The organism is Streptomyces sp. NPDC096339, assembly GCF_044762985.1.
Taxonomy (GTDB): domain Bacteria; phylum Actinomycetota; class Actinomycetes; order Streptomycetales; family Streptomycetaceae; genus Streptomyces.
This window is the reverse complement of the sequence record NZ_JBIWFI010000011.1, coordinates 156,521-168,751: the sequence shown is the minus strand read 5'-3', so window position 1 is coordinate 168,751 and position 12,231 is coordinate 156,521. Positions and strand designations below refer to the sequence as shown.

Genomic DNA, 12,231 nt, shown 5'->3' with positions numbered 1-12,231 from the left:
CGGGAGCAGTGCGAGCTCCCGGGGCCCCTCCCGCCTGCCCGCTACCGGAAGATGCCGGTGTGGCCGAGCGAGTAGCGGCCGGGCTGCGGGTACACGGCGAGGCCGTGCGGGCCGCTGCCGACCGGGATCCGCGCGAGCTCCTTGCCGGTGACGGTGTCGATGGCGTAGACCTCGGAGTTGTAGCGGCCGGACAGCCACAGCACCTTGCCGTCGGCCGAGACGCCGCCCATGTCGGGGCTGCCGCCGTCGGGCAGCTCCCACTTCTTGGTGAGCTTGTTCTTCGGGAAGTCGAAGATCGAGATGGTGCCCTCGCCGCGGTTCGAGACGTACATCTCCTTGGAGTCGCGGCTGACGTACAGGCCGTGGCAGCCCTTGCCCGTGGGCAGCAGCTTGGGCGTCTCGAACTTGTCGCCGCTGAGCACCCACATGCCGTCCGCCATCATGTCGGCGACGTAGAAGGTCTTCCCGTCCGGCGAGACCTTCACGTCCTGCGGCATCGCGCCCTCGAACGGCAGCTTCTGCTGCCCGATGACCTCCATCTTCTCGGTGTCGACCTTGAGGAGTTCGCCGGAGAACTCGCAGCTCACGATGAAGTAGCGGCCGTCGAGCGAGAAGTCCGCGTGGTTGACGCCGTAGCAGCTCACCGGGACCGTCTTGACCCGGTCCATGGTGTGCGGGTCGCGGAAGACCAGTTCCTTGTCCAGCGAGGCCATGACGATGGCGTACTTGCCGTTGGGCGTGAAGTAGAGGTTGTACGGGTCGTGCACCTCCACCGGCTTGCCCGCCTCGCCGGTGGCCGGGTTGATCGGGGTGAGCGTGTGGCCCCGGTTGTTGTTGACCCACAGGGTCTTCATGTCCCAGGACGGGACCACGTGCTGGGGCTGCACGCCGACCGGGATGGTGTCGATGACCTGGTACGTCGCCGGGTCGATGACGGACACCGTGTTGGAGTTGGTGTTCGGCACGTAGACGCGGGACGGGAAGTCCTTGACCACCGGGGAGAGTTTGTTCGGCCGGTCCGCCGCGTAGACGTCATTGGGGTCGAGGACGGGCGGCATGCCGGGCAGTCCGGGCGGGATGGCGGGCACGGCCTTGACGGGCTTGGCCGGGCCCTTGGTGCCCATGGCCTCGGCGGGACCCTTGTCGGCTGATCCGCAGCCGGCCAGGGCGGCGAGGACCAGACCGGCGAGCAGCACGGTGGCCTTCCGGGGAAGGCGGATGGTCGTCATGGGGTCAGCAGCTCCGTGGTGGTCACCGCGCGCAGCTTGCGGCGCGCGAGTTCTTCGAGGAGGGGAGGCATCGCGTCGACCGTGTCCGCGTAGCCGAAGTGCAGGCTCACCACCGATCCGCCGTGGATCGTGCCGGTGACGGTGCGGATGACGGCCGCGGCACCGGGCGAGGTGAAGTCGAGGGAGTCCACGTCGTAGGAGAGGACGTGCGGGTACCCGGCCCGCTGGGCGAGCCCCCGGACGAGCGGGGTGGCGTACTGGGTCTGCGAGGGCCGGAACCAGGTGCCGATGGAGCCCGTGAGGCGCTTGAGCCGCTGGGCGCAGCCGGTGATCTCGGCGTACGCCTCCGCCTCGGGCAGCTCGTTGATCGCGAGGTGGCGCTGGGTGTGGTTGCCGAGTTCGTGGCCGCCGTCGAGGACGCGGCGGGCCATGTCCGGGTGCTCGTCGAGCCAGGTCCCGATGGCCAGTACGGTCACCCGCGCGCCCGCCCGTTCGGCCTCGGCGAGCACCGCGCGGGCGATGGCGGGGTCCCCGTTGCCGTGGAAGGTGAGGGCGACCCGGGGGCGGTCGCGCGGACCGTGGCCGATCTCGACGGGCTGCCCCGCGAACCGGCGCGGGGAGGCGGCGACGGCCGGCACGGGCCGGGGGGATGGTCTGGCCGGGCCCGGGGGCGGGGCGGAGGGCGCGGTGGCGGGGCGGCCCGATCCGCAGGCGGCGGTGAGGCCGGCCGTCGCCGCGCCGGCCATCCCGAGAGTGGCCGCGCGCAGGGCCGCCCGGCGGCCTGGATGTGAGAGCACCTGCCCATTTAAGGGGCGAATGACCCGGAAGGTAATGATTGACCCAATTCAGGACGTTCGCCGGAAGTCCCTTCAGGGGCTTCCGTTCGCTATCCGGGCAACGATTCACACGTATCGTTCGATACTTATTCATCGATTGCGAGGTGAGTGGCCCACCTCACCTAGGATTCAACGCGCACGCCTTCTGATTTGCACACTTATGTCCGAGTAAGGACTTTTGGCGTTTGAGCCCTCGTCTGCCATAGTCGGAACCACGGCTTCCCCATTGACCCGAGCGAAGTCGCCCTGCCGAGGATCACACCCCATTCGATCCTCGGCACCCTCATGAAGCCCCCGCACCAGCCCCACCACGGCGACCCGGGGGCTTCAGGCGTTCTGGCGGTCGGCCACGCGCATCTCGAACCAGGTGATCTTGCCGCGCGGCAGCAGATCGGCGCCCCAGCGGTCGGAGAGCTTGTCCACGAGGAAGAGGCCCCGGCCGGTGGTGTCCAACTCGTGGACCGGCATCAGGCAGGGCAGCCCGCGCGAGGGGTCGCGCACCTCGACGCGGATCCAGCCGCGCCGGCGCAGCATGCGTAAGCCGAAGGAGCGGGCTCCGGTGTGCCGGACCGCGTTGCCGACGAGCTCCGAGACCAGCAGGACGGCATGCTCGGCGGTCTGCGGCGAGAGGCCCCAGAGGCGGATCACCACGCACTGGGTGAGTCGGCGAGCCGTGCTCGCCGACTCCGGCATGGACGGCAGCGTCACCTCGGCCTCGGCCGGATTCCCGTACGACTCCATCGCCTTGAGGCCCTGTTCGTCCTCAAGAGCCGCCGTGAGCCGCACGACCGAAGCGCCACTGCGCTGCCGCGGCTGTTCCACACCCTCCAGGCCCGCCATGCACCCATCATGGACGGCCGCACCGCCCCTCCGGGCCGTTCCACGGGAAAACACCCCCCGGATTCAACGAATCCAAGGGGGTGTCCTGTCATATGCGGGAGGCATGAAGAGGGCCGCAAAACCCGCTCTGACCTGCCGTTACACACCGCACGGAGGCGATCACGGTGAGTGGATCACCGATTCCCCTTAAGGCTGCCTTAAGGCCTGGCTAATCCACCCCCAGGGAGGATCTAGACGAACTTCGCCTTGCCCGGGCCCTCTTCGACGAAGCTGCGCATGCCGCGCTCGCGGTCCTCGGTGGCGAACAGGCCCGCGAACCAGTTGCGTTCGATGGTGAGCCCGGTGTCGATGTCGGCCTCCAGACCCGCGTCCACGCACTCCTTGGCGGCGCGCAGCGCGAGCGCCGGACCCTGGGCCAGCTTCGCGGCCCAGGCGTGCGCCTGCTCGTACACCTCGGCGGCGGGCACGACCCGGTCGACGAGGCCGAGGGTGAGCGCCTCGTCGGCCTTGACCATCCGCCCGGTGAAGATCAGGTCCTTGGCCTTGGACGGGCCGACCAGACGGGACAGCCGCTGGGTGCCGCCCGCGCCCGGGATCAGGCCGAGCAGGATCTCGGGCTGGCCGAGCTTGGCGTTGTCGGCGGCGATCCGGTAGTCGGCGCACAGCGCGAGCTCGCAACCGCCGCCCAGCGCGTAGCCGGTGACGGCCGCGACGACGGGCTTGGGGATGCGCGCCACCGCGGTGAAGGCGTCCTGCAGACCGCGGGACCGGGCGACCATCGCCGCGTGGTCCATCAGCTGCATCTCCTTGATGTCCGCGCCCGCCGCGAACACCTTCTCGCCGCCGTAGAGGATGACCGCGCGGACGTCCGCCCGGTCGGTGGCCTCCACCGCGAGCTCGCGCAGCCGGTCCTGGGTCGCGATGTCCAGGGCGTTCATGGGCGGCCGGTCCAGGCGGATGGTGCCGACGCCTTCGGAGACTTCGAGAGAGATGGTCATACGGGTCAGGTTAGCGCCGGTTAACGCGAAGTGGCCCGGTGCTGTGGGTCACAGCACCGGGCCACCGGACTACGTACGGATCGCGCTTACTTGATCCACTCCGCCCAGTCCATGTTCCAGCCGTTGAGGCCGTTGTCGGGGGCGATCTGCTTGTCCTTGGAGTTCTTCACGACGACGACGTCGCCGATCAGGGACTCGTTGAAGAACCAGGCCGCGGGCTGCTTGTCGTCGCCGGCGCCGCGGACGTCCTTCAGGCCGACGCAGCCGTGGCTGACGTTCTCCGAACCGAAGGTGCCGGAGGAGGCCCAGTAGTTGCCGTGGACGAAGGTGCCCGAGTTCGACAGCCGCATCGCGTGCGGGACGTCGGAGATGTCGTACTCGCCGCCGAAGCCGACGGTCGCGCCGTTCATCCGGGTCACCTTGTACTTCTCGCTGATGACCATCTGCCCGTTGTAGGTGGTCGTCGACGGGGCGCCCGCGGTGATCGGGAGGTTCTTGATCACCTGGCCGTCGCGCACGACCTCCATGGTGTGCTCGCCGGCGTCGACCGTGGAGACCTGGGAACGACCGATCTTGAAGGTGACCGTGCGGGTCTGCTTGCCGTAGACGCCGGGGCGGCCTTCGACTCCGTCGAGGGCGAGCTTCACGGTGACCTTGGTGCCGGCCGCCCAGTACTTCTCGGGGCGGAAGTCGAGACGGTCGTTGCCGAACCAGTGGCCCTCGATCTGCACGGCGGGCTCGGCCGTGACCGTGATGGCCTTCTCGACCGCCTCCGTGTTGGTGATGCCGCGCGTGAAGTTGATGGAGACCGGCATGCCCACGCCGACCTCCGCGCCGTCCTCGGGCGTGTAGTGGCCGACGAAGGTGTTCTGCGGGGTCAGGGTGGTGAAGGTGGTGTCCTTGGCCGACTCCCGGCCGGCTTCGTCCTTGGCGACCGCGTGCACCTTGTACTCGGTGGCCGCGGCCAGGTTGCGGGCCGGCTCCCAACTCGCACCGTCGGCGGCCAGCTTGCCCTCGACGGCGTTGCCCTTGGTGTCGGCGACGGTCACGGTGGTGAGCTTGCCACCGGTGCTGGATATCTTCAGGACGCCGCTGGTGGCGACCTCCTTGGCCCCGTCGTCGGGCTGGACGCTGACGACGGCCTTGGAGGCCTCCGTACCGGTCTTGCCTCCGCCGCCACCGGCGTTGTCCCCGCCCGTGCCCGCGTTGTTGCCCCCGCCCCCGCCGCTGCACGCGGTGGTGAACAGCAGGGCCGCCCCCAGCAGAAGGGCCGGCAGGCCGGTGCGGGCGCGACCGCGAATCGGCTGCAGGTTCACTCGTGTTCTCCCCATGTCCCCCGCGCGCGGACAGTCGCGCGCATGTCGACAGGAAATCACATGGGGGGATCACGAAGAGAAACGGTCATGTCACCGTTCCGTCCCAAGAAGCCGTGGCCGCGGCCGTTCCCCGGTCGCGATCCGGTCAGTCGTCGGTGCCCGGCTTGGTGCCCCAGACGTAGACGGTGTCGCCCTCGGTGAGCAGGTTCCACAGCTTCACGGCGTCCGGCTCGGCGAGGTTGACGCAGCCGCCGGAGCCGCCGTGGGCGTAGAGGTAGTCGGACCGGGCGTGGATGGCCTGCCCTCCGTCGAAGAACTGGGCGTACGGCATGGGGGCGTTGTTGTAGAGCGTGGACTTGTGGTCCTTGCTGCGCCAGTAGATCTCGTGCCGGCCCCGGCGGGTCTCGTCCCCGTCCCGGCCGGTGCGGATGGGCACGACGGGGAAGACGATCCGGTCGTCCTCCTGGACCCAGAGCAACTGCCGGTCCAGGTCCACGCAGGTCACCCGCTCCTCCTCGACGGGACAGTCGCCGGCGGCGTTGGGGTTCGGGCGGGCCGCCACGACGAGCATCATGCGGTACGTGTCCACGCCCGCGTAGCCGTCGGCCGGGCGGACCCCGTTCTTCCACTGGAAGGAACGGATGGCGAGGCAGTCCGCCACGGACTCCGTGCCGTCGACCGGGCGGTGCAGATGGGCCTCCAGCTCACGCTGGTAGGGGCCGGTGTTGGACCAGCACGCGGTGACCGGCTCCGGGCCGGGCGCCGCCTGCGCCTGGGCCGCCGTCGCCGGGGTCGTTCCCGCCAGGGCGAGTACGGCGGCGAGCGCGCCCGCGCGGACCGTCACGGCTGTCGTCCGGGCTGCGGCCATCGGAGCCTCCTCGGGCCCGCCGGCCGGGCCCCGCTGCCCCCAGCCAACCCGGCCGGGCGGGGTGGCGGCGCCCGGGGCCGGCCCATCGGGGTGAACGCTGTCACCCCGACGGCTCAGCGGGCCCGCGTGTCGGGGAGCTTGCCGTAGTAGTCGCGCGCGTTCTTGACGGTGACCACGAGGCGGCGGCCCGGGGTCGCGGCGCCCAGGGCGAGCGGGCCGGTCACCGGTCGCTCCGGCATCACGTACCCCTCGGGGAGGTCCCGCTCGGTCAGGTAGTACGAGCCGTCCGAGAGGCCGGTGAAGTCACTGATGCCGCCCGCGTCGGAAACCAGGCCGGGTCCGCCCGTCGGCTGGTCGGCAGCGATGCCGTGGTCCTGGAGGCCCTTGGTGCCGTTGGTCTCCTTCCAGACCTCGAACACCGTGCCGCGCAGCGGCCGGCCCGTCTTGGCGTCCTTGCTCAGGACGCGGATCGAGCCGCGGTGCACCGCGCCCTTCCTGCGCTGCGGGACGTTGAGGACGATGCCCTCCGGCAGGTCCTCCTCCTCCAGGTCGAAGGGGGTGACCGGGTCCGCGGTCCCCTCGTAGCCCACGGCGGCCGCGGTCTGGCGCCAGTAGTACGTCTCGCCGACCGGCGGGGTGGCCGTGCACGTGCCCTTGGCGTCGGTCACGCAGCCGCTGCCGCGCAGCCGGTCGGCGTTCGCGCCGGTGGTCTGCAGTCCGGCCCGGCCGTTCGCCTCCCGCCAGAGCTCGAACCGGGCGCCGCGCAGGGGAGCCCCGGTGTCCACGTCGGTCTGCCGCAGCACCACCTTCGCCGACTCGGGTGCCGGCGCCGCGGCGAGCACCGCCACGGCCGCGAGGCCGAGCGACCACGCCTTCGCCCTCGCCGCTGTCCGTGCTGTCCTGCCTGTCATGGCACTCCGTCCGTGGGGCGGGCCTGTCCGCCCTGACAGGCTGCGCGGAGCCTCGTACGGGAGTGCGGGAGGACACTCGTCCGGTACGGCATTCCGATCACACGGATCACCCGCACGGCTCAGGCGATGGCGGAGCCGGCCACCCAGTCCGCCCAGGACATGTTCCAGCCGCCCAGGCCGTTGTCGGGAGCCACCGTCTTGTCCTGCGAGTTGACGACCTCCACCACGTCCCCGACCAGGGTCCGGTCGAAGAACCAGCCCGCCGGGGTGTCCGAGCCGCCGCCCTTGTCGTCGCGCAGGCCCACGCAGCCGTGGCTCATGTTGCTGGAGCCGAAGGTGTCGGGGCTGAGCCAGTAGTTCCCGTGCAGGAAGGTCCCCGAGGAGGTGAGCCGCATGGCGTGGGGGACGTCGGGGATGTCGTACTCGCCGCCGAAGCCGACGGTCTGGCCGTTCATGCGGGTGACGTCGAACATCTCCATCACCACCATCTTCCCGTTGTAGGTGGTGGTCTTGGGTGCTCCGGCGCTGATCGGCACGGTCGACAGCAGCTGCCCGTCCCGGCGCACCTCCATGGTGTGCGCGGCCGCGTCCACCAGCGAGGTCTGGGAGCGGCCCACCGTGAAGGTGATCGTCTTGTCCTGGATGCCGTAGGAGCCGGGGGCGCCCTCGACGTCGCGCAGGTTCACCTTCACCGTGACGCGGGTGCCGGGCTTCCAGTACTCCTTGGGCCGGAAGTCGAGCCGTTCCTTGCCGAACCAGTGGCCCACGACCGGTACCGGCGGTTCGGAGGTGACGGTGATGGCCCGTTCCACCTCCACCTTGCGCTCGATGGGGTGGCTGAAGCCGAAGGAGACGATCATGCCGGTGCCCACGGTGGAGCGGTTCTCGGGCTTGAAGTAGCCGATGAACCGTTCCTCGGGGACGTAGGTGGTGAACGTGGTGTGGCGGGCCTGGCGGCGGTCGTGCCCGTCGAGGGCGACGGCGTCCACGGTGTACTTGGCGGCGAGCGCGAGCCGGGCGGAGCCCGGGTCGGGGCTCCAGCTGAGCCCGTCCTCGGCGATGGAGCCGGGGACCTGCTCCTCCTGCGCGTCCTCCACCTTGGTGACCACGACCCGCTCCAGCCGGCCCTCCGGCACGGCGACCACGAGCCGCCCGTCGGCCGGCACGTCCTTGGCGTTGTCCTCGGGGGTGATGCGGATGGCCTCGTCCGGCGAGCGGGGTTTGCCCGGGAGCGCGATCTCGACCGGGGAGCGGCCGTCCTCGGTGCATCCCGTCAGGCCGCCGAGCAGGCCCGCCCAAGCCGCCACGGCGGCCAAGCCCGCCCCTGCCCGCCTCGTCAGAAGTGTCACGTTCCCTCCAACGACCGGGCCCCTCCGGGGGAAACGTGAGCGCGGTCGACGTTCCGGGTACGGCAGTCCGGGCAGAACAGTGTGAAGGACCAGACGGGGGCGGGCCTGGCCGGGACGCCGGGGCCGCACCTCCGCCGGTACCCAGGAGCCGTGGAGGCGTGCAGTGTCGAGCGCAGCCGAGCAAGAGGCGGTGGAAGCCGTCATGAACGCCGTACCGGCGGTGCGGAGCGGCGCCGCCGCGCCCGCACCGCGGGCCGACGGCGCCGGGATCCAGCCGAACGGCCTGGTCGGGGGCCAGGTGGCGAGGGCGTCCGCGCGCCCCGGGCCACCGGTGTGGCCGGGGTCCTCGCATCCCCTGGGAGCCCGGTTCCGACCGGGCTCCGACGCCGCCGACGGGACGGCGGGCACCAACTTCGCGCTCTGGGCGCAGGGCGCGGAGGCGGTGGAGGTGTGCCTCTTCGACGCCGACGGCACGGAGACCCGGTGTCCGCTCGGCGAGCTCACGCACGAGATCTGGCACGGTTTCCTGCCCGGCGTGCGCCCCGGGCAGCGGTACGGGTTCCGGGTGCACGGCCGCTGGGACCCCTGGACGGGCGCCCGGTTCAATCCGGCGAAGCTGCTCCTGGATCCGTACGCGCGGGCCGTGGACGGCGACTTCCGCCTCCCGCCGGAGGTGTACGGGCACGTCCGCGACTGGCCGCAGCAGTACATCGCGGACACCGTGCGCGACGACCGGGACTCGGCGCCGTTCGTCCCCAAGGGGGTCGTGGTCCACGATGACGACGACTGGGCGGACGACGTCCGGCCGAAGACCCCCTGGGCCGATTCGGTGATCTACGAACTGCACGTGCGCGGCTTCACCATGCGCCATCCGGGTGTTCCCGAGGAGCTGCGCGGCACCTACGCCGGGCTCGCCCATCCGGCGGCGATCGAGCACCTGACGCGGCTCGGCGTGACGGCGGTGGAGCTGCTGCCGGTGCACCAGTTCGCGCACGAGGACCACCTGCTGCGGCGGGGCCTGCGCAACTACTGGGGCTACAACTCCATCGGCTACTTCGCGCCGCACGCGGGCTACTCCTCCAGCGGGACGGCCGGCGGGCAGGTCGGGGAGTTCAAGCGGATGGTGAAGGCCCTGCACGCGGCCGGGATCGAGGTCATCCTCGACGTGGTCTACAACCACACGGCGGAGGCGGGCGAGCTCGGTCCGACGTTGTCGCTGCGCGGGGTCGACAACCGCGGCTACTACCGGCTCCAGTCCGACCAGCGGCGGTACTCCGACTACACGGGCTGCGGGAACACCCTGCACGCGGGCCGGCCGCACGTGCTGCGGCTGATCACGGACTCCCTGCGCTACTGGGTGACGGAGATGGGGGTGGACGGCTTCCGCTTCGACCTGGCGGCGGCGCTGGCCCGCTCGATGCACGACGTGGACATGCTGTCCCCGTTCCTCGCGGTGATCGCCCAGGACCCGGTGCTGCGGCGGGTGAAGCTGATCGCCGAGCCGTGGGACGTGGGCTCGGGCGGGTACCAGGTGGGCGCGTTCCCCCCGCTGTGGACGGAGTGGAACGACCGCTACCGGGACGCCGTGCGGGACTTCTGGCGGGGTGCGCTGCCCGACGTACGGGACCTGGGGTACCGCCTGTCGGGGTCGAGCGACCTGTACGCGTGGGGCGGACGGCGGCCGTACGCCTCGGTCAACTTCATCACCGCGCACGACGGTTTCACGCTGCGGGACCTGGTGTCGTACGAGCGCAAGCACAACCAGGCCAACGGCGAGGACAACCGGGACGGGACGCACGACAACCGGTCGTGGAACTGCGGAGTGGAGGGGGAACCCGCCGAGGGCGTCGATCCCCGGATCGGTGCGCTGCGCCGCCGCCAACTGCGCAACCTGCTGACGACGCTCCTGCTCTCCACCGGGGTGCCGATGCTGGTGGCGGGGGACGAGTTCGGGCGCACGCAGGGCGGCAACAACAACGCGTACTGCCAGGACAACGAGACGGGTTGGGTGGACTGGTCACTGCTGGAGGACCCGGCCTGGCAGTCGCTGTTCACGCTGGCCTCTCGGCTGATCTCGCTGCGGCACGCGCATCCGGTGCTGCGGCGGCGGGCGTTCTTCTCCGGGCGGCCACAGGGAGCGGACGGCCTGCGGGACCTGGCCTGGTTCACCCCGGCGGGGGTGGAGATGACGGAGCGGGACTGGTACGCGCCGACCGCCGCGCTCGGGATGTACCTGTCGGGGCGGGACATCCCGGGCCGTGACGAGCGTGGCCTTCCGGTGACGGACGACAGCTTCCTGGTCCTGCTGCACACCGGGGACCGGCCGCTGGCCTGGGTGCTGCCGGGGGCGCCGTGGGCGGAGGCGTACGAGGTCGTCCTCGACACCTCCCGGGAGGACCAGGCCGCGCCTGCGGGCACCCGGCACCGGGGCGGGGAGACGGTGACGGTCCCGGCGCGCGCGGTGCTCCTGCTCCGGGTCGGCGGCTTCCGGCCAGGAGGAGCCGCCGACTGAGGGGCTCCGCGCCGCCCTGCGATGATGTGTTCGATCGACATCGTCATCGAGGGGGTCGCCGAATGGGCAGAGTCGGAACCGCGCTGCGAGAGCTGCGCGGGGCGCAGAAGTCGGCGAAGGGGGTGTCGCTCTACTCACGGTTCGTCAACCGGCCCGTGGGGCGGTACCTGGCGGCCGGGTCGTATGCGCTCGGGCTCACCCCGAACCAGGTGACGCTGATCAGCGCCGCCCTCAGTTTCGCCGCCGTGGCCCTGGTCGCCGTGGCCGCGCCGTCGTGGGGGCTGGGGCTCGCCGTGTGGGCGGCCCTCGCCCTCGGGTTCGCCTTCGACTCCGCCGACGGCCAGCTCGCGCGGCTGCGCGGGGGCGGCAGCGCGGCGGGCGAGTGGCTCGACCACGTCGTGGACGCCGCCAAACTCACCGGCCTGCACAGCTGCGTACTGATCGCCTTCTACCGTTTCCCCGACGCGTACGGGACGGGAGCGGCCGGCTGGCTGCTGGTGCCGCTGGGCTTCCAGCTCGCCGCGGTGGTCACCTTCTTCGGCGGCCTGCTGACCGAGAAGCTCAAGGCCAAGCCGGCCCCGGGCAGCCCCGCCGAGGCTCCGTCGACGCTGCGCGCGGTGGCGTTGCTGCCCGTGGACTACGGGGTGTTCTGCCTGGTCTTCCTGCTGCTCGGCGGCGGGGAGCTGTTCCCTTACGTCTACGCGGCCTTCGGTGCGGTCGCCGCGCTGTTCCTGGCGGCGTTCCTCACGAAGTGGTTCCGGGAGCTCAGCGCAGTTCGGCGGTGAGCTGGCCCGGAGCGGCCGGGGCCTCGGCGAGCGCGTCCAGTGCCCGGCGCAGCTGGGTGCTCGAAGTGTGCACGGTGTAGGGGAAGTAGACGACGTCGACGCCGTGGGCGGCGAAGTCCTGTTCCAGCTTGTCGCCCTTGGCGGTCCCCCGCCAGTCGTCGCCCTTGAAGATGACGTCGAAGCGGACCTGCTTCCAGGTCTCCACCTTGTCCGGGACGGTCTCCACGAAGGCAGCGTCCACGTACTTCACGCTGCGGACGATCTCCAGGCGCTCGACGAGCGGGATCATCGGCCGCCGTCCCTTGGCGAGTTCGGCCATCTCGTCGGAGACCACGCCGGCCACCAGGTAGTCGCACTGACTGCGGGCGTGCCGAAGGATGTTGAGGTGCCCTATGTGGAACAGGTCGTAGGCACCTGGTGCGTATCCGACTCGGTAGGGCCTGGCGTGGTCTCGCCGCGCGGGCGCGCCAAAGTCCGACATTTCCCGCTCCGTCATCTCTTACCCCCAGGGCCGCGCCCCCCGGCGCGGCGGATTAGCAGACAATAGCGTGCACGTTCCGTACCACGCGGGTGAACGAATAGGGTGG

11 protein-coding genes are annotated in these 12,231 nt (G+C 71.0%); 2 read left to right on the top strand and 9 right to left on the bottom strand.

The window, feature by feature from the left end; genetic code table 11:
* Positions 1–41 precede the first annotated feature (41 nt).
* The 8 genes from ACIQ5Y_RS17380 to ACIQ5Y_RS17345 all read right to left on the bottom strand — a co-directional run bounded on the left by ACIQ5Y_RS17380 (position 42) and on the right by ACIQ5Y_RS17345 (position 8,338).
* Positions 42–1,229 (bottom strand): YncE family protein, encoded by a 1,188-nt coding sequence (locus ACIQ5Y_RS17380; protein ID WP_403880562.1) that lies wholly within the window; start codon positions 1,227–1,229, stop codon positions 42–44.
* On the bottom strand, positions 1,226–1,975 hold the full coding sequence (locus tag ACIQ5Y_RS17375) for a polysaccharide deacetylase family protein (protein ID WP_403880645.1): 750 nt from the start codon (positions 1,973–1,975) through the stop codon (positions 1,226–1,228). The genes ACIQ5Y_RS17380 and ACIQ5Y_RS17375 overlap by 4 nt, the downstream gene beginning before the upstream one ends.
* A gap of 417 nt (positions 1,976–2,392) precedes the next feature.
* Entirely contained in the window at positions 2,393–2,905 is a 513-nt protein-coding gene (locus ACIQ5Y_RS17370) for an ATP-binding protein (protein WP_403880560.1), read from the bottom strand.
* A gap of 230 nt (positions 2,906–3,135) precedes the next feature.
* Positions 3,136–3,903, bottom strand: coding sequence for an enoyl-CoA hydratase/isomerase family protein (locus ACIQ5Y_RS17365; RefSeq protein WP_403880558.1), 768 nt, complete (start codon positions 3,901–3,903; stop codon positions 3,136–3,138).
* Between the two features lie 86 nt (positions 3,904–3,989).
* Complete coding sequence (locus ACIQ5Y_RS17360; RefSeq protein WP_403880556.1) at positions 3,990–5,234, bottom strand: Ig-like domain-containing protein; 1,245 nt, start codon at positions 5,232–5,234, stop codon at positions 3,990–3,992.
* Positions 5,235–5,364: 130 nt separating this feature from the next.
* The gene (locus ACIQ5Y_RS17355) at positions 5,365–6,087 is read right to left on the bottom strand and encodes a L,D-transpeptidase family protein (protein WP_403880554.1); all 723 of its coding nucleotides are present in this window, start codon (positions 6,085–6,087) and stop codon (positions 5,365–5,367) included.
* A 113-nt stretch (positions 6,088–6,200) separates the two neighbouring features.
* Positions 6,201–6,998 (bottom strand): collagen binding domain-containing protein, encoded by a 798-nt coding sequence (locus ACIQ5Y_RS17350; RefSeq protein WP_403880552.1) that lies wholly within the window; start codon positions 6,996–6,998, stop codon positions 6,201–6,203.
* Positions 6,999–7,117: 119 nt separating this feature from the next.
* A complete protein-coding gene (locus ACIQ5Y_RS17345; RefSeq protein WP_403880643.1) occupies positions 7,118–8,338 on the bottom strand; it encodes an Ig-like domain-containing protein in 1,221 nt (406 codons plus the stop codon).
* A gap of 172 nt (positions 8,339–8,510) precedes the next feature.
* On the opposite strand from ACIQ5Y_RS17345, the gene glgX reads away from it, so the two are divergent.
* On the top strand, positions 8,511–10,859 hold the full coding sequence (gene glgX / locus ACIQ5Y_RS17340; protein WP_403880550.1) for a glycogen debranching protein GlgX: 2,349 nt from the start codon (positions 8,511–8,513) through the stop codon (positions 10,857–10,859).
* Positions 10,860–10,921: 62 nt separating this feature from the next.
* Positions 10,922–11,644 (top strand): CDP-alcohol phosphatidyltransferase family protein, encoded by a 723-nt coding sequence (locus ACIQ5Y_RS17335; protein WP_403880548.1) that lies wholly within the window; start codon positions 10,922–10,924, stop codon positions 11,642–11,644.
* Here the strand turns inward: ACIQ5Y_RS17335 and ACIQ5Y_RS17330 are convergent.
* Positions 11,625–12,125 (bottom strand): adenylyltransferase/cytidyltransferase family protein, encoded by a 501-nt coding sequence (locus ACIQ5Y_RS17330; RefSeq protein ID WP_384587905.1) that lies wholly within the window; start codon positions 12,123–12,125, stop codon positions 11,625–11,627. The genes ACIQ5Y_RS17335 and ACIQ5Y_RS17330 overlap by 20 nt on opposite strands.
* Between the last annotated feature and the right edge of the window lie 106 nt (positions 12,126–12,231).

Excerpts from the sequence above, each read along its gene's own strand:
- ACIQ5Y_RS17350 (WP_403880552.1), bottom strand. The coding sequence starts at position 6,998 with ATGACAGGCAGGACAGCACGGACAGCGGCGAGGGCGAAGGCGTGGTCG.
- ACIQ5Y_RS17355 (WP_403880554.1), bottom strand. The coding sequence starts at position 6,087 with ATGGCCGCAGCCCGGACGACAGCCGTGACGGTCCGCGCGGGCGCGCTC.
- ACIQ5Y_RS17365 (WP_403880558.1), bottom strand. The coding sequence starts at position 3,903 with ATGACCATCTCTCTCGAAGTCTCCGAAGGCGTCGGCACCATCCGCCTG.
- ACIQ5Y_RS17335 (WP_403880548.1), top strand. The coding sequence starts at position 10,922 with ATGGGCAGAGTCGGAACCGCGCTGCGAGAGCTGCGCGGGGCGCAGAAG.
- ACIQ5Y_RS17380 (WP_403880562.1), bottom strand. The coding sequence starts at position 1,229 with ATGACGACCATCCGCCTTCCCCGGAAGGCCACCGTGCTGCTCGCCGGT.
- ACIQ5Y_RS17370 (WP_403880560.1), bottom strand. The coding sequence starts at position 2,905 with ATGGCGGGCCTGGAGGGTGTGGAACAGCCGCGGCAGCGCAGTGGCGCT.
- ACIQ5Y_RS17330 (WP_384587905.1), bottom strand. The coding sequence starts at position 12,125 with ATGTCGGACTTTGGCGCGCCCGCGCGGCGAGACCACGCCAGGCCCTAC.
- ACIQ5Y_RS17360 (WP_403880556.1), bottom strand. The coding sequence starts at position 5,234 with ATGGGGAGAACACGAGTGAACCTGCAGCCGATTCGCGGTCGCGCCCGC.
- ACIQ5Y_RS17375 (WP_403880645.1), bottom strand. The coding sequence starts at position 1,975 with ATGGCCGGCGCGGCGACGGCCGGCCTCACCGCCGCCTGCGGATCGGGC.